This window comes from Mycobacterium sp. SMC-8 (assembly GCF_025263565.1).
GTDB lineage: Bacteria > Actinomycetota > Actinomycetes > Mycobacteriales > Mycobacteriaceae > Mycobacterium.
On sequence record NZ_CP079868.1, the window covers coordinates 25,138 to 50,556 of the forward strand.

A 25,419-nucleotide genomic window follows, 5' to 3' on the forward strand; every position below is an offset into this window, starting at 1 on the left:
CGTCCTGCAAATCGGTGAGGCGACGGCAGTCTTGTTTTTCCATGGCGTAGGCATCCGAGTGCGTCTTTTAAATCGTCGCGACCACAGCCTACGCGTAGACGACACGCCGAAGGACGATTCTTTCTGTCGAAGGCACAGATGCCGTGCAGCGCGCACAAGCAGTCAATCCACAAAAACGCGCATGAAAGATCTTTGCGCACAACGCTTTTACCTATGTCGGCACTCGAAATTTGGATGCCGATATAGAACCCAAAGCTATTGAGAAGCAACGGATTACAGTGCCGATCGATATTGCCGGAAACGGGTGTAGCCAATGTTCGGCTATATTCGCGCCACGAGATCTTCGGCCTCCTCCGGAGTGATCCGGACCTCCACAGCAGAGGTGGTTTCCATGGCTCGACCGGTAATGAAACGCCGCGAGCGCGTGCGCGTGGAGTTCAGCTTAACCCCCGAGCTGGCCGCCCGAATCTATGACTACGCCGATGCCCAAGGTCTGACGCTGTCCCAGACGGGGAGCGTCTTCTCGCCGGAGCACTGCCTGACCAAACAGATACCTGTTTCGCGCAGTGCTCTGCCGCGGACTCGCCGGCACCGGCAGACGGGGCGTAGAAGCGCCGCTTCAATGGACCGCTGCACGACGACCACAATCAAGGGAAGGACGCCCGAATAGGTAGCTCTTAGAACGGTCTCGCGCCGAAACGCGAACATTCACCTTTCTCGGCTGTGCCGAGCCCAGAAATGCCAAAAGCTGGGGGGCAACCCAGCTTCGGCGTTCATCAAGAGTCTCTCGGCTCTAGACCCCTCAAGGAGGGATAGGTGTATTCCACCGTGCACGAACAAACCTGTCAACCGTCCACGCCGGATTGCCTCGACCGAATCCTGGGGCCGAGGTTGCTAGGCGCGAAGACGCCCTACCGAAACCGTGCAGGCCGACCAGCTTGCGACCGTTGGTCAATCGGGGCGAGGACGGCCCGCTGATGGCGCGGTTCAAGAAGATGACCATCGCGGCCAGCCCACCGGTCAGCCCTCAGGCGGCTGCTCACGGTCCCGCCGCGGAGTCAGCGGCGCAAACAGCGATGCTCGTCGCTCAATCCGCGGTGAGGCAGCTTCCCGCGCTGCCACCGTCGGAGCATGACCGGCTGGCCACACTGCTGCGCCAGACCGTCGGTGCCGACGACCCGGAGGTGGCGCGCGCAGCGATCACGGCGGCCGCGACCCTGCGGTGCCAGGTGCCGTTCACCAGCGCCGAACAAGACCGCAAAGATGTCGGACACGTCGCGCGATTCTTGGTGTGGGCGGCGTTCGGCGATGTGGTCGACCCGGTACGGGCGTTTACCAGGGCCAACGTCGACGAACACCTGGCCGCCACGGCCACCGCCAGCAAGCGATCCGCTGACCAACGCCGCTACATCCTGTACCGGACGGGCCGCCGTCTACATCCACAACAGTTCCCGCCCAGGATCGGCATGAACGCGTCGGCGCGGCATCGGCATCCGGTGGCTAGCCATGCCGAGATCGCGCGCCTGCGGACGCTGATCCCTCGGCTGCCGGCACGCCTATCGCAACGGACGCAAGCACTGCTAGACCTCAGCTACGGTGCAGGCGCCCGGCCGGCGGACTTCCGGAGCCTGCGCGGCACCGCGATCACGACCACCACCGTCGACGGTCGTGCAGTCGCGGTTGTGGCGTTGCCGAATCTTGGCGGAGGTGTGCGCCAGGTGCCGGTCTGGGACCGCGAGATTGGTGCCCGGCTCGTGGGACTTGCGGCAGGCCTCGGCGACCGCCTCATCTTGGCCCCCCACGCCGTGGCCGCGGAACGCAACATCGTCAACCGAATCGGTGAGCAACTGCGCAACCACGGCCACCCCAGCATCGACCCGATCGCGTTGCGCAATCGGTGGGTGCTGGATCTGGCCGAACGCATACCGGCAGTACTGCTGCAACAACTCGCCGACCTATGCGAACTGCGAATCCTCGTCGATGAACGCAGCCTGGTGACACAGTACAAACTGCGCCACGCCATCACCATCCTCGACGAGGCGCGGCGATGATCCGCAACCGACAGCAGTTGTGCACGATCGCCGACGATGTATTCGCCACCGCGCTGGAGGTGATCGTGAAATCTGGTGCAGCACAGAGCATCGAAGACTACTACCGCCACACCGCACAGCCGGGCGGCCGCAAGCCCGTAGGGATTACCTACACCGTGACCGGGGTGCTCGTCGCGCTGCTTGTGCGATTCATCATCGGGCGCCCGTACAGTCTGCGGGGCACCATGGACACCCTCGGCGAATTCAGCGCCAATCAGCTCGCCGCGGTCGGCATGGCAGGACAAGACTGCACCGCAATCAGAACCATGGCAGACACCGAGTACAAACGCTTCCACCGGTTCTGGAGCTTGCGCATGCAACCCCTGGACCCTGACTCAGATCTGCCCGCCCGGCGGATGACCAACGCCGAATACACCGCCCGCCTCCACGCCCGCAGCCCCGAGGACCATGCCCGCAGCGCCGCGGCCAATCAACGACTGACCGCAGTGATCAACGATCTGCTCTACGGGTCGATCAGGACCGTTGCCCCACCCGACTGTCACGGCGACGTCGTTGTCGACGAAACGATCATCAACACCGCGGCACCCGACGGCATGTTGGGCACCCGTCCAGAGCGTTACCGCGGAGCATCCTCGGTAGCGCGGTACTGGGCCCGCGACAAGCGCGGCCAAATCAAACAACCCGGCATCCCAGGCGAGATCAAATCCAGCGGATTCGGCATCGGAGCCACCTTCGTGTCCCGGGTCGCGCGCCGCGACGCCTTGCACGCCCAGCCCGCCCTGTTCGTCGGCATGGACGTCCACGCCCCGACCAGCGGCAGCGTCGAGGGCCTAGCGACCGCGTTGACCCACGCTCGCCGCAACGGTATCGATGGGCGCCGCGGAAGTAGGAGCGGCCGATCCCGGCGACCGCTGCTCGCCGCCGATATGGGTTACAACCCCAAGAACGGGTTCGCCGAGCTCATGCTCGAACACGGCTTCTCACCGGTGGTGCGCTACCCGAAGCACTGGACCGTCGAATACCCGAGCGCCTCACCGCCGGGCGCACCCGACGGACTCGAACCCGGACCCCTGCAGTACGCCGGCGCGTTCTACTGTCCCGCAGTGACCAAACGGATCACCGGCCACCGCACTCCCAGCACCGAAGAACTCCTTGCACAAGACAATTTCGGAACCCACGATCGCCGCCTGCAAGCCATCTATCCCTTCCTGATGGGGCTGCACTCAAGGCCGGTAATGACTGACTGCCGATTCGGTCGGCCAGCACTTGGCGCCACACCACCGAAGCGGGTCAAGATCCGGCAAGTCTGCCCGGCAGCACTCGGGACCGTCATGTGCCCGCACAAACCCGAATCGATGCACACCGAGGTCACCGGACTGCCGATGGCCGAACCAGACTGGCCTGCCGACGCCATGGCGTGCTGCAGTAACTCCAGTATCACCGTCTACCTCACCGATGGTCAGCTCAAGATGGCCCAGTGGGACCTCGTCCCCGGCTCCTGGGAGCACACCCTGTACTTCGAAGCCGCCCGAGCACTCACCGAACAACGATTCAGCCAGCTCAAGTCTCGCCACGTCGCCGGCCTGGACTCACTGACCACGGGGCCGCGCAGAACGCCGATGATCAAGATCGCCATCGCGTTGGCCGCCGCAACCGTCAACATCCGCGCCCAACAGAACTACGACCCCAAGATGCGGCGCACCGAAGCCATCGACATCCGGCTGCGCCAACTTGCCGCCGATCTCGGACACCAACCCACGCCGATGCCCCGACGCAGCTGACAAACCCTTCTCGCAGCTAGGCGGGCTGGCTCCTTCGGTCAGCCCGCCTATTGGTGTGTTCGAGGCGAACAAGGTTGTGGAGATTTCGGCCGCGATGAGGCAACTTCGGGCAGAACCGGCAACGCGACGTAGGCCCGCGTTCTTCAGCATCCGACAAGCAGCCGATCACGCCGGGCCCCTAGGGGCTTACCAGCCATAACGACGCCATACGCAGAACGGCCGCTGCGCATCGGAAAGCCTGTGGACAAACCCTCAAAACGCAGTGGAAGCGGGCACACAAACCCGCGCTGACCAGCGTAACTGAACTGCCCACCACGAGCGGTTCTACGAACCGCGGCGCATGAGGTCACGAACCAGAAATGGTTCGTGACCTTTGTGTTTATGTGGGCGGCCTCGGAGGAGTGTGCCTGATGGACAGATGCGGGAGTTAGAGGCGCAAGTCCCCGGGGAGCTTGTGAACCGCAAGTCGCCAGCTGAAACTTCCACTTGGTGGCGCCGCCCCGATTGTCGGTGTGGACGGATACGGTCGAACCCCGTCGGCTGGCGGAGAGGGGGCGGTGTGGGGTAGGAGACGACAGAGCTGCAGCGCCGATGCACAAGCGCAAGTGCTATTTCTAAACCGGCGCCTCGCGGACAAGCCGGACAAGAGCTCACCGACGGCAACTTCAGCTCAGCTGACACCAGCGATGCGAAAGGACGACGATGCCTGATGACGAACCGGGCAGCGGTTCATTGCCGCCCGTCGCGCAAAGCATGGATAAGGCGAGCCTACTAGCGCTCGCCAGCGGTGAATCTCATGACGTGGACCTGAGTTCCGTCGACCTGTTCGAGGGTTGGCAAAACGTAGTGTTGAGCACCACAGACGGATGGATACTTCGATTCCCGCGAGACGCCAGCCACGCCTTCGTACGCGAGTGTGAGGTACTCGAGTTGTTGCGTGTTCGGCTGCCCGCTGAGGTTCCCGTCATCGAGTGGACCGGGGTACGCACTCGGTTCGCGGCCTACCGGACCCTTCAAGGCGTCCGCCTAGAGCCGGGCGAATATGGCGCTGAAGCCGAGCGCACCAGCGATCGGACCGCTGCGTCCATGGCTCAATTCCTACTGAGCATGCATTGCAGCATGTCGGTCGAAGAGGTAGCAGCACTGGGGATCCCGACGCTGGGTAGCGATCATCTCGTCGAGGCGACGCAGCGGCATTGGTCATCGGTTCCGGCCCACTCAAGAAAACAGGTCGAAGCTGTAATGGCGCGTTTCCATGACCGATGGGTTGCACCGGTCGCGGCGACGAAACCTGGCGCGCCCACCCTTCACAACGACTTCCACTTGGGAAACATGCTCTTCGCGGAACATGACGGCGCGCTAAAGGCTGTGTGGGATTTCTCCTGCGTCGAGCAAGGCGAACCTAGTTACGACTTCCGCTATCTATTCGAGGACTCATGGCAGCTGGCCATCGATGTCGCCGGATGTTACGAGCGGATCGCAGAGTCGAAACTCGATTTGCCCGCGGCCGCTCTGGCCGGGCACTTTGAGGCCATCTCCGACGCGTTGGTGGAAGGTCGCGATGTCTCCGAGGTGATGGACGATTGGTCGCGGCGCCCGCTGAACGGATTGGCTCATTGAGGCAGACCGAAGTGCAAGGCGCCAGTTGTACGGTCTAACTCATTTCGTTCGTGCGCGGAAATGTTCGGGTTAATAGCAGATTACGGGGCTCCAACTGGCCAGGGTCACGGGTACGCTGACGCGACTGCGGAGGGGGGATTTCAGATGGTCTTGGGCCACGCTTCACACTTGGCGATACACGGGGGACGGCGGACCTCAGCAGCGCCCTGGCCGGGGTGGCCGATCTTCTATCCTGAGACCGAGCAGTACCTAGCTGAGGTAGCAGCCTCTGGGGTCTGGACGATATCGGGTAGAAGCTCCGGAGCCCGGCTCCAGGTCGCTTTGTTCCGGGAAGAGTTCGCCGCGTTCACCACTCGGACATGGTGCGTGGAGGTAGACCACGGGACCAGCGCCCTCGTAGTCGCGTTCGAGGCGCTCGGGATCGGCCCAGGGGACGAGGTGATCGTGCCGGTGCTCACCTGGATTGCTTGCGCCAGCGCGGTTCTGCGGGTTGGTGCCACCCCGGTCTTCGTCGACGTTGACGCCGAGACGTTATGCATGGACGTTAGCTGCGTCGAGTCGGCCGTCACCGAACGCACCGCGTGCGTTCTGGTGGTGCACACCAATTGCTCCGCAGTCGACATCAACGCCGTGATGAGGATTCGCGATAGGCATGGCCTGCGCGTGATCGAGGATTGCGCGCAGGCCCACGGCGCCGAGTGGCTCGATGGCACGATGATCGGCACGCATGGTGACCTGGCCGTGTACAGCTTCCAGAACAGCAAGTCGCTCACGGGTGGCGAAGGGGGTGCCGTCGTCGGCGACGACGATGTGTTACGGCGCCGAGTCGAGTCGGCGCGGGCCGATACCCGGGAGTCGATTCCGACCGAGGTGCCGGCAGGCGAGATGTATCTGAGTGAAACTGGCCCGCTGATGGGCTCGAATTACTGCATGTCGGAGTTCAACGCAGCCGTGATAAGGGCCGGTCTGCTACATCTACGCGATCAGCTGCTGCGCAAGCACGAGAACGCCGAGTACCTCGATGAACTACTGCGGGATCGCGGTTTTCGGACCATCCGGAACAACCCGGCGCTTGGGTTGCGATCGGTCTACGAATACGGCGTGTTCTTAGACGGCGCCATCGACGTACCGCTTGCGCGCACAGCGTTGATTGCCGAACTCGGCTTCCCCGTATACGAGATGGACGCGCCGATCCACCGATCCCCTATCTACGTGCCTGCCACCAAGCCCGGATTTGCCAGCAGGAAACACCTCACATCCTTATCCGATCGCTTTCCGGTCGCCGAGGCCGCACATGAGCGCCTGGCGATGATCCACCACGGCACCCTGCTAGTGGACAAGCCGCGAATGAATGAGATCGCCGACGCGTTCCAGAAAGTCCGTGACGCCCTGACCCAGTCGTTGGGGTCGGAAGGTGTCGATGGCCGGGAATGACGTTCGTCGCGCCCTGGTCATCGGAGGCGGTCGCATGGGCACCGCGCACGCTAGGGCAATCAGCGCCTGCGGCCAGTTTGGCGCACGTGCAGCCGTAGTCGATCCGGCCCCATCGGTGCGGGTCCGTCACGCCACCGGCGGAGCCGAGGTTTTCGCGGCACTGGGCGACGTCGACCTAGCGGCGTTTGACTTCGCGGTCGTGGCCGCACCGAGCAGCCAACATCTCAGGATTAGTCATGCACTAGCCGGCCATCACCTCGCCGTGCTCCTAGAAAAGCCCTGCGGCTTAGACCGATCGCAGTACCAGTCCCTCGCGGCCCTATCCACAGTTGCCCGGTGCCGGTTCCGAGTCGGCTTCTGGCGTCGACTCTGCGAACCGTTCCGGACCCTGAAAGATATTTTGACCAGTGGCGAAATAGGCACTCCACGAATGGTATTGGCCTGTCAGTGGGATGCATTCATACCTGCCTTGGCGACGCAACCCGTCGACGACACCGGAGGAATCGGTCTCGACTGCGGCATCCACGAGACCGACACGATCGCCTGGCTCGGGCTGGGCAGCATCGACCGGCTTACCATGGTCGCACCGACACCCCACTGCAGCCGCGTTGCGGCCGGGGACCACGACCAACTTTGTGCGGTCGCGGTCACCGACCGCGGAGTGGCCGCATCGATCTCTCTGTCGCGCACCGCGGGCGGAATCGACGAGATCTTTTACAAAGTCATCGGTGACGCAGGCAGCATCGAACTGCGGTTGGGCGACTCCGCGACTATCCAGATTCACCGTGCCGGGGCGGTGAGGGAGCTACCGGCCCTGGAAACGGACTGTATCGCAGACGCTCTCCGCCAACAGGTCCTGGCGGCCAGCGGCTCCGCCGCCGGCGACGGATGCGCGACGATCGACGACGTCACCGCGGCCGCCGCCCCCTGGCTCGAACTGCGAGTGACCAGCTGAACCGGCGGGAAGGACGGACGATACAATGCCGCGGGAGTTTCGACCGGTCGTCGTGGACGATGCCTGGCCGTGGTACGAGTCCTCATCTGCCCGTGGGGAGGCGTTGCGGACGAGGTGCGAGAGACTGGGTTGTCGCTACCTAGATGAAAGCGACATCGACGAATTGGCGCTCGAACTCTTGCTGAGGACCCTGCGAGACGGTGACGTGGTGTGCGTTCCCCTGATGAGCGGTGCGCTGTTGCTGTCGGCATTGCAAAGGGTACGTACGGTCATCTCTGTCGAGGTCGTGGTCGCGCCGGTATCGAAGCATCCATTCGTGACGCTCAGCGCAGACACTGATGCCGAGTTGCGCGACGCGTGCCAGCGCTACGAGAGGCTGTCCAAGTCGTTTATGACCACTAAGCTTGGGCCGTTTGGCACTCGGCAATCGAGGAGAATGGTGCTGCTGGATAGCAGTAGTGCAGCTGGTAGCGATGCCCAGTTATTCTTTGATCGGGTGTCATCCTGGGGATGGAGTGCTGGCGAACGGATCTTCGTATCGCTGATCGAGGCGGTGGGCGAGGAGGACGACTATGCACCGGGACCGAGCCGAGAAGCCAAGACATTGCGACCCGACGCTGCAGCGCTGACGGCCGTCGGCTTCGACGTCATTTACACCTCCCATCTGCGCTTCCTGGCGCGCTCCATCGAACAGCAAGACGCTTGCGCGGGGGCGCTGCGAGCCGAATTCCCAGAACTGACAGGCTATTGGGATCAAGACGCCGGAGACCGGGCCGACGTGGCGAACCGCCTCGCGCGTACCCGAGCGAAGTCCACACATCGCACCCACGCCCGCACCGCGCGCAGCACCAAGGGCGTCGCCGACCGGCTTGGCGCGGCGTTGTTAGACGTGGAACGGCAGCTCCCCGTGTCCGTCGATGACCGGGCGCGGACCAAACGGGAAGCGTTGCTCCGGAATTAGCACTTCCGTCGCCAGCTATCGGTAATCGGCGGCCTCCCCGGCGCGCCGCACGTCAAGGGTCACACAGTGGAAGCCGCCGCCGAGCGTCCTGGCGTGGGTCAGCTGGGCGGGGACGACATCGACACCGTGAACTTCGAGCACCCGAATGAGGTCCGGCTGGCGCCGGTCGACAACAGCGATACCCGGGCCGACCATGAGGATGTTCATCCCGATCCAGCGCGACGCCCGAGCAATCGGTCCCACGAATCCGGTATCGACGAGATCTGGGCAGGGAAGCCGCTGCCAGTCCTTCAGGAATGAAGGCATGTTTTCTTCGGTTACCCGGCTGGGGTTGGTCAGAAGCAGTCCCGGTCTCAGCGGGACGAGTGTCGAATCGACGTGCGTCGACGCATACAGATTGCGCGCGGCGTGGACCTCGTAGCTCGATCCGAGGAACGTGCGCAGCCAGTCCATGCCTGCCTCGTTGCCACTATCTGAGATCAGGTACAAGACGTCGGTGCCGAACCGCAAGATGTTCGCTGCGTCAAAGGCAGGTTCGTGGTTGGCTAACCGCGAACCCATCGTGGCGCTTGGGTCAAACATCGAGTCGGCCAGTTCCGGCTTCGGCGCGACCACCCAGCGTGCGCCAGTCTCGCTATAGCGCTGGAAGAGTGCACGATAGGCCGCTCCTTCGAAATGCCGAGAGCGCAGCACCATCGGCGACTCGAGTATGGTGTTACCGATGGTGAGGAAGCCATCACGGGGGCAGTAGTCGTAGAAGCCCTCGGTGGTCCAATTGGGAGTCGAAAACTCCACCGCGGTGTCGCGCGCCATCGGACGGCGCACCGTCACTCCCATATTTGCGAGCAGCACGCACAACGCTTCGAGTTCGTCGTTGGTCTCGTCGACTACCCAGTCGGGATATGGCCCACTTGGAATGTCGTCCATACGGGCCAGGCCAGGAAACTCGACTGCGTGAAGGTCACGCCCGGGCCGCGGTACCCGGGCATTGGTCATCGTTCCGACGATGACTTCCTCAAGAACATCCCACTCTGTATGGACATTCACCGATGGGACTGTTCGGCCATCCTGACCAGCGCCCGTCACCATTAGCGCCCCAAGAGTGCATTGATCGTGTCGTCGATCACGTCCAGATCGACGCCGCACAAGGGCTTTCCGTCGGTGGTCAGCGGTCGCCCAAGCGCCGACAGCAGAACCATAGGCAGCTGATTGTCGTCCACAGCGGTATGTCCCCGCTTGGTGTCCGCGCGGACCAGCTCGCGTACCGTGGCGACATCGATGCGCGGACGCCGTGTGCGGATGATGCCGAACACTTCCAACATCTCGTCATGCGCGCAGTGGTCGTCGTCGCTAAGCCCGTGGTGACTGCGCGCGATATCGGCCGCCGCGAGCATTCCCCAACCCACCGCCTCGCCATGAAGGATCCGACCGTCGGCCGCCCCCTCGATCGCGTGTCCGATTGTATGGCCGTACTCGAAGATCAGGGCCTCCGCAGTCTCGTCTGCATCGGTTCGCAAGAAGGGAAGCTTTGTCCCGACGCCGATTTCGTGCAGTCTGCTTAAGGCTTGCTCCGGTTCGCCGTCAAGTGATCGAACAGCTCGGATCAGCATGTCGCCGTAATCCGGTCGGACCGCAAGGACGTTCTTGGCCATCTCCAGCAGGCCGGTACGCATTAAGCCTCCGGGCACCGTCTGCAACCACTTCAGGTCGACCCCGATGAACGTAGGAGTCTTGAACAGGCCTGCGGCGTTCTTGACGGCGCCAATGTTCACCGCCTGCTTCCGGGAAAGTACAGCGTCGAATGCCGCAACCGGAGTAGTGGGGAGGTGTAGAAGTGGAACACCGCGGAACAACAGCCCGGCAACCATTCCCGCGACGTTCCCGATCATCCCACCCCCGATCGCGACGACGCTGGTTCGGCGGGTGAGGCCGAACCGCAGCGCCCGCCCCAGCAGGTCCTGGACCGTACCCAACGACTTCGCCGACTCGGATGCCTCCAGTGCTAGCACACAGATTGTGTGGCCGGAGCTTGCTAGGTGAGTCTCGACACCGGACACGAGTGCGGGCATCGCGGAGTCGACCACCAGCAGCACAGTCTCCGACTCAGTCACCGCTTCTGACACTTCATCTAGAAGATCACGCTGACAGTCGTATCCGACCACGTAAGGGGTGACGGCCTCGCCGAAATTCACAGTCACCGACCTGATCCGCTGTCCCACGGCTTCCATCGTCTCCGCCCCTTCGCCAAGTGGTTTCAGCAATCTAGCAGGGTGTATACGAGGGGTCGTTCCCGCAACACGGAGGTCATCCACCGCCCCGGCAGCGGAAGCTGGCACGGTCCATGTTTCATCTGGCCGCCGCCGTGCAGGTCCCTGGCCCGGTTGAGACAATTCTCAGGTGCGGGGATTCGATATCATCGGGGACGTTCATGGCTGCGCTGCGAAACTTGAGGACCTTCTGAGGACGCTTGGATACGCCCAAGACGATTGCACGCGTGCCTACCGGCATCCGCACCGACAGGCCATCTTCGTCGGGGACCTGATAGATCGTGGTAACGAGCAGGAACGGACACTGCACATCGTCAAATGCATGGCGGACAACGGATTTGCGCGGGTAGTCATGGGCAACCACGAGTTCAACGCGATCGCCTACGGCACAGACTACCCCCCGGGTAGCGGCCGGTTCCTACGACCGCACACGCCAGCCAACACAGCCCAGCATCGATCATTCCTCGAACAACTTGACACACGGGCCCAAGCCAAATACCTGCATTGGTTCCGAACGCTGCCCCTCTGGATCGAAACCCAGGGACTGCGCGTTGTGCATGCCTGCTGGCATGAACCCTCGGTCGCGGTGGTGCGACGCGAGCTCGGTGCGAGCAGAATAGCTACGCTAGAACAGTGGGTGCAGGCCTTCACCGAGAATGATCCACTTTACGAAGCCATTGAGGTGTTGCTCAAAGGACCCGAGATTAGCCTGGTCGACCACGGGGCCCCGGCGTACTGGGAGCGCAGTGGCCATCGTCGGCCCAGCGCGAGGCTGAAATGGTGGGACGACCAAGCGACCACATTGCGAGCGCTCGCCGAATTGTCGGACACGTTCTGCACTGAGGACGGCCGTCGCTACCCGGAACCTCCAGACATCGAGATCGACGCCGCTGAACGATCCTTCGGCTATTCCGGTGGGCCGCCGGTCGTCTACGGACACTATTGGCGGCGAGGACGACCGGAGCATGGTCGCGACTGGACCAAAAAGACGGCCTGCGTCGACTTCAGTGCTGTGCGAGGTGGGCCACTAGTGTCTCGCGTCTGAATTTGGTTTACGGGTATGGGGCAGGATGTCGTCTGCGGATTTGGTCCACACGAATGGGTGGCAGCGCTGATTCCAGCCTTGGATGAACGCGGCGATGGCGGCCATCAGTTCTTTGACGCTGTTGAACGAGCCACGGCGGATGGCTTGGCGGGTGATGATCGAGAAGAACACCTCGACCATGTTCAGCCAGGATCCTGAGGTCGGCGTGAAATGCAGTGTCACGCGGGGGTTCTTGTCCAGCCAGGCGTTGATGTCGGCATGCTTGTGGGTGTGGTAGTTGTCGCACACCACGTGCAGTTTCCGTCGGGGGTAAGCGCGGGCGACCGCTTTGAGGAAGTCGAGGAACTCCGCTTTGCCGTGCCGCTCATAGCAGCGGTCGGTCACCTTGCCGGTGGCGATCTCGAGTGCGGCAAACAAGGTGGCGGTGCCGTTGCGCTGGTAGTCATGGGTCGCTTTTTCGGGCAACCCGGGACGCAGCGGCAGGATCGGCTGGGTCCGGTTGAGGGCTTGAATCTGGGACTTTTCATCTACGCACAACACGATCGCGTTGGTCGGCGGGTTCAAGTAGAGGCCGATTACGTCGCGGACCTTGGCCTCCAGCTCCGGGTCGGTGGAGAACTTAAAGGTCTCCCGGCGCCAGGGTTTGACCCCGTAACGGCGCCAGGCCCGGGCGACCGTGGCGTCCCCCACGCCGAGGTGTTTGCCGAGCAGTCGACTCGACCAGTGGGTGACCGCCAAAACCTCCGGCGGCGGCTCCAGGGTGGCTGCCAGGATCGCCGCGTCGTCGACAGTCTTGGGTCGACCGCTGCGAGGCTCGTCGGCAAGTCCATCAATCCCGTACGCGGCGAATCGATCCCGCCATTTGATCACCGTCGGTCGCGAGACTCCCACCTGCCGGGCTGCGCCAGAGGTGCCGGCACCATCAGCCACCGCCAGCACGATCCGGGCCCGCTCGACATGACCGGCAGATGCCGTCGTCGACCGCGTCCACGACTCCAACGTCACGCGATCCTCAGAACTGATCACCAGCGCAGATGACGGCATACACCATCATCCCACACTGTAAACTAATTAATGACGCATGACACTAGTTGCCTATCGATGGTCCGGCGAGACCGAAATCCGATCAGAGCACTACGTTTCCGATTGCTGGCCTGAGGCCGCGACGGCCCGGTGGGAGTGAGCCGGGCGCCGTGAGCGCGGTCCATTGGTGGAACGTCTAAATTCTCGGTCCATGTGCTAAAGGAAGTTTGGCGACTCGCTGAGCGGTCGTTGACCGGCGAATTGTTGATCGACGGCGAGGACGCGTCCTCCCGGCCCCGCGCAAGCGCTCTCTGATCGCAGCCCAGTACACGAACTGCTTCAAGCCGCAAGGTCACGGGGAAGGCTCGCGCGCCCCGGACTGGACACCTGGCAAAGTGCCGAGAAATCGAGGGAACGCAGCAATGCCAGTATCCCGATACCCGGAATGGCGGCAAGGGTGCCAAACCCGGATCAAGAATGAATCGACGGACCCCAGCGCTCATCACGGACTCGTATTCGATTGGCCCGGCGGACTGTATCGCCGCGGCGATGCACCACGACGCGTGGCGACCTCGGCATGTGATACGCGTCATACTGAACGGTGGCCGACGGGACTTGTGTCTGGAAATTTCCAGAGGGGCAGCTTAATCGGTCCGCAAGCCGTAACACGCCGCCGCACGCTTCGTGCGCAGGTCATTTGTACCTCACTTTCCAGGGGTGGTAAATCTCCACCAGTCGGCCTCGAACATGGATCCGGCATCGACGGGAGAGATCACGACACGCGTGAGAATCCAGCCCCAGACCTGTGTCCTTGGCGATTGCATGCACCTCCATGGGATCGCCTAGGCGTGCCATCCACGCGACCGGAATCACGAACCCTCCGACCTGGAGGCCGCGGAGTTGGCGCGCCGCAGGCGCGTGATCAATTGCGACTGATTGATCAGGCAGCGAGTTTGCGGCACAGGGATTTTAGCTCCGACCAACCGGACGATGCAGTCACCCGAAAGTAGTTTGGCGCCCTTCCGCGTCCTGTGTTTGCCGCAGATGTGCGCTCGATCAGGCCGCTGCCGAGCAGGCGGCGAATCACCGGACTCACGACACTGTCTGCAAGGTCCGTCTTTTTCGCAATCTGCCTTGCAGTGAACGGCTTTCGGGCGCCGATCGCGGCGATGGCGTCAACGATCTCAACAAGATGGCAGTTGTTGAACAGCGCGGCGGATCGGTCTCTAAGAACCTCGGCGGACGCCTTTTCCACGTGTATACTATGACACGTTTAGCGATCTACTGATTAAGGAAATGTCTGATGCCGGTCACTGTCCCAAAGCAATTGGCCATCGACGATCAGACGAACGATAGTGATTCCGACGACCTTTGCTCGTCGACCCCTCCTTCGCCCATCGTGGTTGGCGGACGTACGCTGCAGCCGACGCAGGTGTTTGACACCTATTGGCGATTTGCTGCACGGCGCCAGCAGGTCTACGAAGCCCGGGTCGCGGGACGTGACGGGCCTTGGACCTCTGATCCAGTCCTGCGAGTTCATCGGTTTACCAACTGTTACCGCGCCGCGGACCGCGTCAGCCAGTACGCAATTCGTGAAGTCGCTTACACCGGAGACCAGCGTCCGGCGGAACTGATATTCCGGATCCTGTTGTTCAAGATGTTCAACAAGATCGACACGTGGCGGCTACTGACGGCGGCGCTGGGGACGCCGACATTGACAACTTTTGATCTGGATCGATACGGAGCAGTCCTCGATTCGGCGTTCGCGGGTGGACAGCGGTTGTACTCTGCGGCGTACGTGATGCCGGCACCGGGATTTGGGGCGGCCCGAAAGCACGTTAACCACTTACGGCTGCTGCAACGGATGCTCGACGACGATCTAGCGGGCAACCTGACGTCGGCTGCGTCGATGCAAGAGGCATTCGAGCTCATCAAGAGCTATCCCGGGATGGGCGATTTCTTAGCGTTCCAGTTCCTCATCGACATCAATTACTCGACTGCGCTGAACTTCGATGAGATGGAGTTCGTAGTGGCCGGGCCCGGTGCGCGCGATGGCATCCGGAAGTGCTTCGGCGCGCAGAGCGCCGGGATAGAGCACGACATCATTAGATACATGGCTGCAAGCCAGCAGGAGCATTTTGAACGTCTTGGACTGCCCTTCGGTGGGTTGTTCGGTAGGCCTTTGCAGCTAATCGATTGTCAGAACTTATTCTGCGAAGTCGACAAGTACGCGCGTGTCGCGCATCCCGACGTCTGCGGGTATAGCGGCCGCACGCGGATCAAGCAAAAATTTCGTGCGCTGCCCGAGCCGGTCCCGGCGTGGTTTCCACCGAAATGGGGTCTGAATGTAGTCAGTGGTTTCGCGGGCACTTGGGACTGACCTCGGTGAGCTGTGCTCTTTGAGGTCGCGCGGCATCAGGTTGGCTCTATGAGTCCGCGCCGACCGAGCTCGCCGACAATGAGGTTGTGAGCATCCGATTCCGACATCATCGGGACAAGGACGACGCGGTCAGATGCGGCAGCGAGGGCCTCGTATCCGCTTTTCACCGCTTGGGCATTGTGGTTGTCGGCTACATGTTCATGGAGAAATAGGAACACCACGTCGGCTTCGAGGTCCTGCCACACCTCATCGATCAGCCCACGGAACGTCGCTTCCGACAGTCCAAGGCCACCCTCGCTGCCATACCAGCCGTATGCGAGTGTCGACCACCACCATCGGTCGATGACGAGGCCGCCGCGGCCCGCTGCTTCGACCAATTGGTCGACGGTCTCGCTGTGACACGACAAGTGCGCGAGCTGTCGGGCAAGTGCCTTGGCTGGCGGCCTGGCTTCCAGCAGGCGATAGAGGCGCCGAGTGAAGTCCGCGAAGCCTGACGGCATGTGCACGAATGTCGTCGATGCCGGTTCGACAACTGCCTCGAGCATCTCACGCTGAGTGCTTTTGCCGGCCTTGTCGACGCCTTCGAAGACGACGACGGCACCGGGCCGCAGTGCAAATGCGCGGCCGGATTCGAGAGGTTCGCCGGGCGGGGTGAACGTGAGGGTGCGGGTGGTCAGGTCGGCGCGCACGGTGCCGCCTCGATGTTCTTTGAGCGCGCGGAACATCTCGTAGCCGGCCAGAATTGCGTATTCCCAATCGGCGGACTGGCGTTCGGAGACTTCCAAATGAGCGGTCATCTTGCGGCATGCCTTGATGACGTCAGCCGGGACGTGGCTGCTCGTGGCGAAGAAGCTGTGCTCAGCGGCGACCGAGAAGACATAGGCGGTGAGTCCTTCTTCGATAACTGATGCCCGGCCACCGTCTTGGATCCGGTTGACTTCGGGATCGCTGCGCCTCTTGGCGTCGAGTAGGCCACGCATGGTCGGCGACCATCCCAGTACCGCCATGTGGGCGAGGTGCAACGCGTCGTGGTAGCGGTAGTCGTCGTTGTCGTCACTGTTGTCGTCGAGGGGATCACCCACGGTTCTGACGCCACGGTAGATTCGCACCACCGGCACCGGCTCGGCCGCATCGCTGGCCAAATCGGCTTCAACGAAGGTGATTTCGATCTGGCGTGGTAGCTGTTCGTGGGTGGGGAAATCCTCGTCGAACAGTTCGTGCGGGGGTGGGGTTGACGGCCGGTTGTAGCGTTCCTCGACCTTGTGCAGGTTTTCGGCGAGAATCTGCCCTAGGTTGAGGTCGCAGCGCCGAGCCAATGCCGCTGCATACCACATCAAGTCGCCGAGTTCTTCGCGTACTTCGTCGTCAAAACCGCGATAACCCAATACGTCTCGGTGCCGTTTCTTCAGTTCGGCTGCCAGGCTGCCGATCTCGCCAGCCAAACCCAGCAGCGGCAGGGTGAAGTCGTCGCCGGGCAGGATGTCACTGGCAGCAGATCGCAGCTGGTAGTCATCGATGTCCATCAGGTGCCTTCCGTCGAGCTGTGGCGGGCCACGACAGCGGCGGCCTCTTGCACGTTGACCACGAGGTAGTCCAGCGGCAGCCAGCCGTATCCTCCAGCCCCCCAGTACGTTCCCCAGCAGTTGCGGATGAGCAGCCGTCGACCAGCTTGAGGGTGTGTAGCGGCACCGACCACTAATACCGCGTGCAAATCGCCTTCGGGACTTCGGATGTCGGGGACGTCGATCGAGCCGTCCGGCGCGGGGTTCTCGAACTCGGCGGTGACCTCGACCACCAGGATCACCGGGTGACCGGCGCTGAGTGCATCTTCGATGCCGTCTTCCACACCGTCGTGAGCCAGGACGACATCGTCGACCTTGGCGCGTTGCCAGGGCGGAACACCCACTGCGGTGGGCGGGTCCTCCGTGGCGACACCAAGATGCGGATTGAACGGCCAGCTGGCCAACGTGGGCTGACCACAGTCGTCTAGTGTCCTGAGTCATTAATTGCGATCTAGTTGTTAGACTGGGTTGTGCCGACACCTCATGCCGCGAAGATTGTCTTGACCACTGACGAGCGGGCCGAGTTGGAGGGGTGGGCGCGGCGACGATCCAGTGCCGCGGGTCTGGCGATGCGGGCTCGAATTGTGTTGGCAGCCGCCGACGGTGGCTCCAACACCGAACTCGCCGATCGGCTGGAACTGTCGATCGGCACGGTGCGGCGATGGCGCAACCGGTTCGTCGAATTACGTCTAGACGGGTTGGTTGACGAGCCTCGCCCGGGTCGTCCGCGGGTCGTCGGCGACGACCAGATCGAAGCGTTGATCACCAAGACGCTGGAGACCACCCCGCCGGATGCCACTCATTGGTCGACCCGCTCGATGGCCGCTCATTTGGGGTTGAGTCAGTCGATGGTGTCGCGGGTCTGGCGAGCGTTCGGACTGGCTCCCCACAAGCAGGACTCATGGAAGCTATCGAAGGATCCGCTGTTCGTGGCCAAAGTCCGCGATGTCGTCGGCCTGTACCTGGACCCGCCGGAGCGGGCGCTGGTGCTCTGCGTGGATGAGAAGACGCAGATCCAGGCCCTTAATCGCACCCAGCCCGTGTTTCCGATGCTGCCCGGAACCCCGGCGCGAGCCAGCCACGACTACGTCCGCCACGGCACCTCCAGCTTGTACGCCGCCCTCGACCTGACCACCGGCAAGGTCATCGGCGCGCTGCACTCCCGGCACCGGGCCACCGAGTTCCTGGCCTTCCTCAAGAAGATCGATGCCGAAGTTCCCGACGATCTCGATGTGCATCTGGTCCTCGACAATGCCTCCACACACAAGACGCCTGCGGTGAAGCGTTGGCTGGCAAGCCATCCCAGATTCGTCCTGCACTTCACCCCGACCAGCTCCTCGTGGCTCAATCTCGTCGAGCGCTGGTTTGCCGAGCTGACCACCAAGAAACTGCGCCGCTCCACTCACACCTCGGTGCGGCAACTCAACGCCGATATCCGTGCCTGGATCGACACCTGGAACGACAACCCCAAGCCTTACGTCTGGACTAAGACCGCCGACCAGATCCTGGCAAGCATCGCCAACTACTGCAACCGAATTAATGACTCAGGACACTAGCGCCCGGGCGGCGTGCTCGAGCTTTGTGCCGCCCGCTGAAGTCACGCCCTGGTGGGTGCAGTGCCACCAGATCGCTTCTGGTGCAAGCCCAGCTCCTGCGGTGGCTATGCCACTGGTGGTCAGCAGGGCGGCATGGGCGTGACTCAGCGCGAACGGCAGGCACATCGGACGCGCACCCTGGTCCATCAGTTGACCATCGATGAGCGGGCGCAGGTCAATGTTGGGCCGGCCTTGCCGCCCGGCAGCGGGGGTCGGGGACAGTGCGCTAGTCACTCGCGTCCTCAATCTGATCGCCGGGGTCGTCGAGATCGACGTTCAGATATTCGCGGCGGCGCAGCACGGCTGGCGTGGGCTTGACGTCGACCTCGAGACGGTAGGTTTCGATCGCTGGCGCCGTTGGGTCGTAGGCGGAGCTGTACACGATGAGGAACGCCGAGTGCCCTTCGTCTGTCGATCGCAGCGCGAGTAGGCGTGTGCCCGTGCCTCCAATCGGAGCCCCGGGGCTGATCGCGCCGCCGGGCGTATCGCGTTGACGAGCGATGGCCCGTCGTGCGCTGCGACGTTCGGACGCTGCGAGGGGCCCTCGGGAGACGTGATACTGGTCATCGACCAGCTCCAGGGACGGGAGCTTCTCCGCGGGGGCGGGCAATTCTGCCGCGTCGGGGGCGGGAAGGATCCGGATGGCGCCGGTGTTGCCGGGGATGCGTGCCAGGGCGTCATCAACCGATGCCACCCGTAGAGTCGGCTCGTCAGTGGTGTCGAGGTTGATGGTGTCTTCGTGCGCTGCTGTGGCGATTTCGGGAGGATCGGCGCGAGTGTGCAGCGCGCGTCTGGCGAGTTCGTCGTCGGTGAGCCAGCGATGTCCTGTAGTGCGGTTCTCGGGTAGCAACACCACGACCTCGTCACCCTCGGTGACGGTCAACGTAGTGCCCCCGGACTCGACACCCTCCAATGGCCACACGTCGACCGCTCCCGTTGGCCGGTGGCCACGACAGAGCTCTGACTTGATGGCGGCGGGCTGCTTCTTGAGGAGTTCGTCGCGAAGGGTCCCACCGATGATCTCGAGGTTGGCCAGTTGCCTGGCCACGGCTTCGTAGCTGGCCCCGATGTCACGTGCTACCAGGTAGACCGCCGTGGGTGTTGCGGTTTTCGGGCTGTCGAGGCCATGTTCGGCGCACGCCGCGTAGATCAGTGGTGGGGGCATGAGTAGTTGGCTGGCGAAGACTTGAGCAAGAACCTCACGGTCCCCGGAGGGATGGTAGATGTCTTGCTCGCTGTCGAATGCGGCTTGGCCGTAGTCGAGAACCCAGTGCCCGATCTCGTGGGCGGCGGTGAACCGTTGCACCGCCGCCCCGCGCTCCGTGGTGAGCATGATTCCGCCATCGCCCTTCGGCACTGCCGCCCCCAACAGGGTTTTCAGGGGGTTGAAGACCAGCCAGAGGCCGAGTCGGTCGACGATGTGAAAAACGTCGATCGGCGCTTCCTGGTTGATGTCGAGTTCCTGCAGCAAGCTGTCGGCTTCCTGTACAGCGTGCCGGAATTGGGTTCGCGTGACCATGTCAGTCGGCCTGAGGTGACTTGGGTCGACGTCGCTCTGTGATCCCTGTGCGACCGCCGGGCGTGTCGGGTGGGGAGCTGCCTGCGGCCAGGAACTGTGCGAAACGCAGGACCTGTGCTTTGTCGTCGGGAGAGAGTTCCGCGGTCGCGCGGTAGAGCGCGTGATCGTCGTCGGAGGCGATGTCGGGGTCGGGTTCCTCGCCGAGGACCCACCCCACGCTGCGCCGGTAGAGGCGGGCAAGCCGGCGTAGCTCCAATGCGCCGACGCCGCGTTTACCCGCTTCCATCGCGATCACGCTGGTGCGTTGAATACCCAGGGCGCCGGCGACGTCTTCTTGTGTCAGGCCTAGGGTTTCGCGGGCGGAGCGCAGCCGTTGGCCGACGGCCTGCTGTTCATTGGCTTCCATCGTTGGCACCTTCCAGAGGGCAGCGCTCACAGTTGTCCGCTGAGCGAGGGGTGGCCACTACGAACGCGATGGCGAAGTCGTCTTCGTGGCTCATCGACAACGCGAGGTCGAGATGGTGCCTTTCGGCGAGGGCCAACGCCGTGCCGTGTAGTCGCAGCCCGGGCACTTGCCCCTCACAGCCGGTCACCTCGATGTCGGTTGGGTCTATTTCGCCGATACCGCGGCCGAGCGCCTTCATGGTCGCCTCTTTGGCGGCCCAGCGGGCAGCCAGGCGCGGGGCGGATCCATCGCAGTGTTCCAGTTCGGTTGCAGTCCAGCATAATTCCTCGAACGCGAGGCCGCCGCTGTCGAGCATGTCGCGCACTGACGAGATCTTGACCAGGTCCACGCCGACTCCAACACGTGCCGCCATGGTTTAGAACCCAGTTCGGGCTGCGGTGAGCAGATCGGCGACGACACCTTTGGTGTAGGTGCCGAGTTCGGCATCGGCGAACGTCGCGTTCACCAACAGCTCACCGACACCAAAACCCGTGTGCTGAGCAATGAATGCCAGCAGATCGCATAGGCCTACGAGGTTCCCATATGCCTTTGTGATCAGGAGTTGGTGACGATAGGTCGCGGCCATGCTCAGCCGGCCTTCAAACAGCGTGAGATCGACGTGCACCAGGCACGGAAACCCCCGCTCACGCCGGTCGCTGGGGGCAAAGACCTGCAATCCCACTGCGCCGTCGAGAAGCTCGGCCTCACCGGCGATCGCGAAGTCCTCGACGTTGCGCTGGCCGACATTGGCGCTCATGCTGCGGCGCAACCGCTTGATGCGGTCAGCGAGTTGATTGATGCCCCCGCCCACCTTGCCGGGCCAAGTCACCATGCGACCGAAGTACGTTCCGCGATTATTGGCTGTATCCGTGCACAGTATCGGCAACATCTCGCCGTACGCCGCGTAGAGATCCTCGGCACTGGAGTCGAGCTTGGCGAGTTCTTCGGTGTCCATCCCGGCGTGATAGATCAGCCCGGTGTCGGCGTAGAGGTCCCGGGGAAAGATGGTGCCTGCGACGGTGTCGACGGGCTGAATGCGCACCTTGTTGCGGTTCCCCTCGGTCAGGACAGCATCCAGAGCCGATCGGATGACCGGGTCCTGCGGCGCCAACGGATTCTGCACCGTGCTGATGACGTTGATCCCGTGGCCGCCATGGGCCCCGACGTGCTCCAGGGTCCGATACCAGGCCGTGCTGAGATTCTCGGCTGGTGGGATGTAACTACTCATCAGGGTTCACTCCTAAATCGGCCCGGATCGCTCGGACCAGTAGGTCAGCCACGCCGCCGATGCTGCGCAACACATCAGGGTCTCGAACCCGCGACAGCTTCACGAGCTTGCTGCCCGGCAGATAGGCCTGAGAGACCCTGCCGATCAGCCAGACCGCCACCAGGCTGGTGATACGCGCCGTCCCGTTGCCGTGCAGTTCGCCAGTGGCCGCGGGGCCGCCCGCCGAACCCCCCAGCTGCGCGCACATCTCTTGCAGCGTCGCCTGCAGCCCGGCGACATCGGGGCGCTCCAACGCCTGTCGGGTCAAACCCGGCAACGCGCTGATGCGCTCGGCCAGCGACCGGACCGGGGTGGACCAACCGGTAGGCGTGGTCGGTCCCGCCGGTGGGAAGAACGTGCTTCCCACTGACGGCACCGCCACACCAACGTCTGATCTCACGACACCAATGTCGCATTTTCTGACATCATGCGCAACTGTACCGCCTCGATGGCGGGTCTACGTTGGATTGTGTGGCGGGTTTGGGCCGTCCAACATGGCGTAGACCTCACAGTCAATGCCATGCCAGCCCAGCACCTCGGCGAAAGTGTCTGCCCAGGCCGATGCACCGTCGTATCCGCGCACGGGCGCGGCCACCCATGTGCCAGAACGGGGGCCCGCACCGCCGCGACCCGTCCTACGCAACCAGGTGGCGAACCCGCTCGGTTCGTCGGGAACGGCCACTAGGGCGGCGCCTTCGGCGCCCTCAGCACGCCATACCTCGGTCGTGTGGTCCTGGGCCACGAAGACCGGGTTGGGGACCGTCAGTTGGGCGGCTTCGCCGGCGGCGACCGCGGCAGCCTCCCAGAGCAGTTCCCACTGTTGGCGAGAGGTCGGTGGTAGTACTGCTACGTCGTCGGCGGCGACGTCAGCCTCGGTTCCACGGCGCGCTACCCATGCGGTGGTGAGACTGGCAGGCTGCCCTGGCCGGAGAATCCAGCCCGACAGCACCGGTTTGACGGCACCGTTTCGTCCTTTCACGGCGACGACGACATCGAAGCGCACCCCGAATTCGTCGCCACGGACTTGGCGAAGCGCCGGGGCGCGGCGAACTCCCCGCCGCAGCTGCCCGGCCAAAAACCGCCAATCATCAGCTTCGATGCCCAAAAGTTCCCGAAAAAGCCGCGCCTTATGCCGACCGCTCGGGTGAGCCGGATTCAGCGCATACCCGGCCAGCTTGGCTTCAGGGACCGTGACACCATCGGCGCCGGGCATTTTCGAGGCTGAGAACGTTTGCGGCCCCGGAGGAAACTTCGCCGGGTCGTCGGCGAGTTCGCTGATGATCTGCTCCATAGGAGAGAGTTTCACGAGGCGGCTCAGGTGCTCGCGCACGGTCGCGCCGCGAGGCGAGTCTGGCAACGGCTTAACAGCATTCGAGGGCCCATACGCACCGGCTTCGGCTATCCACGAGAATGACGAGGCGCCAGTCTGCCACCACCAGTTGTCCCCCGGTTCTTCCTCTTCATCAAGGGCGTATCGGTCTGCTTCGTGTCCGGGCATGTTGTCGAGAAACCGTAGATTGGTGCCTACCACCTGATGCGTGGGAATCAGGCCTGTCCACAGCACCCTGAACAGCCCTGGGTGGCCAGCGTCGACTTCCATGGCACCGAGGTAGCCGGCTGCGTTGGCCAGTGCGTTGTGCAATCGGGCGGCGGAGCACCGGGGAACAGGTGCGACGGCGAAGGCCGTGAGTGGGCCAGCAGCCAATTCGGTGTCGATCACGCGCGGATCCCCGGTGTGCCAGGCTTCTCGGTGGGCCTCGGCGAAGTCCGACAGCAGGTACATAACCGCGCGGGGATCAGACTGTGAACGCACCGAGAACACCCAGTCCGGTTCACCGACCGGTGCGAATACCTCTTCAGAAATGACGACTGTCCATGGCCGCTTGAAGGGCCGCGCGGCTTCCCCACGGACGGCTGCCAGATCGTCGCGGGGCGGTGGCTGTCCGCCGCGGAATTTGCGCACCTGCGTGGGGCGGACTGCCAAATCCTCAAATAGTGTTAAGCCATCCCTGATCGTCGTTGAGATCTCCACACCGGCAACTGATTCCGCGACGAGCGCGCGGACGATACGGGTGCGGACGTCGCCATCGGCTATCGGGGCGTCGGGTGATCGGTGCCCGAAGAGGAACGCGAAGATTGCCATACAACGAGTATCTGAGGCGCGTCGAGATGAGTGCAACGAGCAAACGTCGGACACGGGGATTCCGCTCCGCCCGATTCAAAGCTGAAGTTCCGGGGCCGACTTCCGAGGACCACACACTACAAACGGCCCAGCATTGTCGACATCCTGCGAACTGTGATGCGCATCAGCAGTCCGGGAGCTCCCGCTGATGCGATCAAGCTCGACCCCGCGTTGTGGAGCAATCCGGGAAAGTCCGATGGGATCCTTCAGTTTCTCGGCAACGAGCCACACACAGCGCCTAGGTCAGAGGTTCCCGGTCGCCAGCCCCAAGTCCGTCCACGAGGCCTTCACCGGATCGACAAGTTGCGCCGAATGTGGCTGCGACCCTTGCAACAGTCATCGATGCTCGTGCCCTCGGTCGGGCGGCCTCGCCGCCCGGAATTGACGCACGACGCACGGCTACAGGGGTACGCAAGCCGACAAGGGCAGCACTTGATAAACGGATCGCAGACCTCGAGGCGGAGGTGGCACAGCTCCAACTCAAAAAGGACTCGGATCGGCGCTGATCGCGAGACGGATTCCGCACGTCGGACACCAGTCGACACTGCTCCCGAGGACGGTGCTGATCGCGTCGAGTTTGTCGGGGTGGTGTGCGTAGGTCTGCTTGCGGAGGTGGTCGCGGATGGTGGTGACGATGAATCCGGCGCGCTCAACGGGGGTGGCTCCGTATCCGCCGGTGTAGGTGGTGCCGGAGGCGATGATTTGTCCGCGTTCGATGCTCTGCTGTCGATAGCGGGTGGTGCCCTCGTCGTTCTGGCCGTCGATGATCCGCATGGATTCTCCGGTGGGGCGGAGGTCGATTTCGACGTCCCAGTCGCCGCCGCGTTCGCGGAAGTAGAAGCGGTGTCCGTCGACGGTGCCGCGCCACTGTTCGGGTGCCCAGCCGCCGTGGCTCTCGACGACGACACCCTGGTGTTGGCTAAGCCAGGCCTGCAGTTCATCCTCGGCGGTCTCATCGGAGGCTCGGGCGCGGAGGCCTTCGGTGGATCGCCAATACTCGTCGATGTCGTTGAGCAGCTTGCGCATTGAGTCGCGCCGTTGGTCCTGTGTGCGGTTGCAGTTGCAGTCGAAGCCGAGGTCGTGGAGCTCGCTGCTGGGCAGTTGCGGGTGACAGGAGCAGCGGCACGGCTCACCGGTCTCGATGTCGGGCCACTCGGTCAACGCAGCCAACACCGCGTCCGCCACGTCTACGGAATTTGGGATGCCCCGCGCATGAAGCATCTCCGCCAGATAGGCGACGTAGCGGGCACGCGCCTGCGCGCGGGCACGCTCACTGCGCTCCAGGTAGTCGGCCGCCGTCAGCGGTCGCGGGTCGTCGGTCACGGGAAGTGA

Annotated in this window: 22 protein-coding genes; 9 read left to right on the forward strand and 13 right to left on the reverse strand. The window is 63.2% G+C overall.

Features of this window, described 5'->3' with window-relative positions:
* Positions 1-947 precede the first annotated feature (947 nt).
* From KXD97_RS32615 to KXD97_RS32640, 6 genes are all read left to right on the forward strand, one after another.
* Complete coding sequence (locus tag KXD97_RS32615; RefSeq protein WP_260756157.1) at positions 948-2,051, forward strand: hypothetical protein; 1,104 nt, start codon at positions 948-950, stop codon at positions 2,049-2,051.
* Entirely contained in the window at positions 2,048-3,832 is a 1,785-nt protein-coding gene (locus KXD97_RS32620; RefSeq protein ID WP_260756158.1) for a hypothetical protein, read from the forward strand. The genes KXD97_RS32615 and KXD97_RS32620 overlap by 4 nt, the downstream gene beginning before the upstream one ends.
* 702 nt (positions 3,833-4,534) lie before the next feature.
* Positions 4,535-5,452 carry a phosphotransferase family protein gene (locus KXD97_RS32625; protein WP_260758572.1) on the forward strand — a complete coding sequence of 306 codons (918 nt, stop codon included), beginning with the start codon at positions 4,535-4,537 and terminating at the stop codon, positions 5,450-5,452.
* Between the two features lie 144 nt (positions 5,453-5,596).
* Positions 5,597-6,886 (forward strand): DegT/DnrJ/EryC1/StrS aminotransferase family protein, encoded by a 1,290-nt coding sequence (locus KXD97_RS32630; RefSeq protein ID WP_260758573.1) that lies wholly within the window; start codon positions 5,597-5,599, stop codon positions 6,884-6,886.
* Positions 6,873-7,841 (forward strand): Gfo/Idh/MocA family protein, encoded by a 969-nt coding sequence (locus KXD97_RS32635; protein ID WP_396885717.1) that lies wholly within the window; start codon positions 6,873-6,875, stop codon positions 7,839-7,841. Before KXD97_RS32630 ends, KXD97_RS32635 begins: the two co-directional genes overlap by 14 nt.
* Before the next feature lie 223 nt (positions 7,842-8,064).
* Positions 8,065-8,802: a hypothetical protein gene (locus KXD97_RS32640; RefSeq protein WP_260758575.1), complete on the forward strand. Its 738-nt coding sequence runs from the start codon at positions 8,065-8,067 to the stop codon at positions 8,800-8,802.
* Positions 8,803-8,817: 15 nt separating this feature from the next.
* Here KXD97_RS32640 and KXD97_RS32645 read toward each other — a convergent pair whose 3' ends face one another.
* Positions 8,818-9,798, reverse strand: a complete 981-nt coding sequence (locus tag KXD97_RS32645) for a scyllo-inosamine-4-phosphate amidinotransferase (RefSeq protein ID WP_260758576.1) — start codon at positions 9,796-9,798, stop codon at positions 8,818-8,820.
* Between the two features lie 92 nt (positions 9,799-9,890).
* Entirely contained in the window at positions 9,891-11,063 is a 1,173-nt protein-coding gene (locus KXD97_RS32650; RefSeq protein ID WP_260758577.1) for an iron-containing alcohol dehydrogenase, read from the reverse strand.
* A 136-nt stretch (positions 11,064-11,199) separates the two neighbouring features.
* Between KXD97_RS32650 and KXD97_RS32655 the strand changes: the two genes are divergently transcribed.
* A complete protein-coding gene (locus tag KXD97_RS32655; protein WP_260758579.1) occupies positions 11,200-12,114 on the forward strand; it encodes a metallophosphoesterase in 915 nt (304 codons plus the stop codon).
* On the opposite strand, the gene KXD97_RS32660 is transcribed toward KXD97_RS32655, so the two are convergent.
* Together KXD97_RS32660 and KXD97_RS32665 are read right to left on the reverse strand one after the other, a co-directional pair.
* On the reverse strand, positions 12,097-13,158 hold the full coding sequence (locus tag KXD97_RS32660) for an IS630 family transposase (RefSeq protein ID WP_260754080.1): 1,062 nt from the start codon (positions 13,156-13,158) through the stop codon (positions 12,097-12,099). The genes KXD97_RS32655 and KXD97_RS32660 overlap by 18 nt on opposite strands.
* A 919-nt stretch (positions 13,159-14,077) precedes the next feature.
* The gene (locus KXD97_RS32665) at positions 14,078-14,392 is read right to left on the reverse strand and encodes a helix-turn-helix domain-containing protein (RefSeq protein WP_260758580.1); all 315 of its coding nucleotides are present in this window, start codon (positions 14,390-14,392) and stop codon (positions 14,078-14,080) included.
* 48 nt (positions 14,393-14,440) lie between these two features.
* Here KXD97_RS32665 and KXD97_RS32670 point away from each other — a divergent pair, with 48 nt between their 5' ends.
* Positions 14,441-15,517, forward strand: a complete 1,077-nt coding sequence (locus tag KXD97_RS32670; RefSeq protein ID WP_260758582.1) for a nucleotide kinase domain-containing protein — start codon at positions 14,441-14,443, stop codon at positions 15,515-15,517.
* 35 nt (positions 15,518-15,552) lie between these two features.
* On the opposite strand, the gene KXD97_RS32675 is transcribed toward KXD97_RS32670, so the two are convergent.
* Positions 15,553-17,040 carry a MazG nucleotide pyrophosphohydrolase domain-containing protein gene (locus KXD97_RS32675; RefSeq protein WP_260758584.1) on the reverse strand — a complete coding sequence of 496 codons (1,488 nt, stop codon included), beginning with the start codon at positions 17,038-17,040 and terminating at the stop codon, positions 15,553-15,555.
* The gene (locus KXD97_RS32680) at positions 17,040-17,423 is read right to left on the reverse strand and encodes a C1 family peptidase (protein WP_260758585.1); all 384 of its coding nucleotides are present in this window, start codon (positions 17,421-17,423) and stop codon (positions 17,040-17,042) included. Before KXD97_RS32680 ends, KXD97_RS32675 begins: the two co-directional genes overlap by 1 nt.
* Before the next feature lie 126 nt (positions 17,424-17,549).
* On the opposite strand from KXD97_RS32680, the gene KXD97_RS32685 reads away from it, so the two are divergent.
* Entirely contained in the window at positions 17,550-18,635 is a 1,086-nt protein-coding gene (locus tag KXD97_RS32685) for an IS630 family transposase (protein WP_260751415.1), read from the forward strand.
* Between the two features lie 265 nt (positions 18,636-18,900).
* On the opposite strand, the gene KXD97_RS32690 is transcribed toward KXD97_RS32685, so the two are convergent.
* The 7 genes from KXD97_RS32690 to KXD97_RS32720 all read right to left on the reverse strand — a co-directional run bounded on the left by KXD97_RS32690 (position 18,901) and on the right by KXD97_RS32720 (position 25,410).
* Positions 18,901-20,193, reverse strand: coding sequence for an ImmA/IrrE family metallo-endopeptidase (locus KXD97_RS32690; RefSeq protein ID WP_260758587.1), 1,293 nt, complete (start codon positions 20,191-20,193; stop codon positions 18,901-18,903).
* Between the two features lies 1 nt (position 20,194).
* Entirely contained in the window at positions 20,195-20,599 is a 405-nt protein-coding gene (locus KXD97_RS32695) for a helix-turn-helix domain-containing protein (protein ID WP_260758589.1), read from the reverse strand.
* A complete protein-coding gene (locus KXD97_RS32700) occupies positions 20,586-20,987 on the reverse strand; it encodes a holo-ACP synthase (RefSeq protein WP_260758591.1) in 402 nt (133 codons plus the stop codon). The genes KXD97_RS32695 and KXD97_RS32700 overlap by 14 nt, the downstream gene beginning before the upstream one ends.
* A 27-nt stretch (positions 20,988-21,014) precedes the next feature.
* Positions 21,015-21,866, reverse strand: coding sequence for a hypothetical protein (locus KXD97_RS32705; RefSeq protein ID WP_260758593.1), 852 nt, complete (start codon positions 21,864-21,866; stop codon positions 21,015-21,017).
* Positions 21,859-22,305: a hypothetical protein gene (locus KXD97_RS32710; RefSeq protein WP_260758594.1), complete on the reverse strand. Its 447-nt coding sequence runs from the start codon at positions 22,303-22,305 to the stop codon at positions 21,859-21,861. Before KXD97_RS32710 ends, KXD97_RS32705 begins: the two co-directional genes overlap by 8 nt.
* A gap of 57 nt (positions 22,306-22,362) precedes the next feature.
* Entirely contained in the window at positions 22,363-24,048 is a 1,686-nt protein-coding gene (locus KXD97_RS32715) for a DUF6883 domain-containing protein (protein WP_260758595.1), read from the reverse strand.
* Positions 24,049-24,567: 519 nt separating this feature from the next.
* On the reverse strand, positions 24,568-25,410 hold the full coding sequence (locus KXD97_RS32720; protein WP_260758596.1) for a hypothetical protein: 843 nt from the start codon (positions 25,408-25,410) through the stop codon (positions 24,568-24,570).
* Between the last annotated feature and the right edge of the window lie 9 nt (positions 25,411-25,419).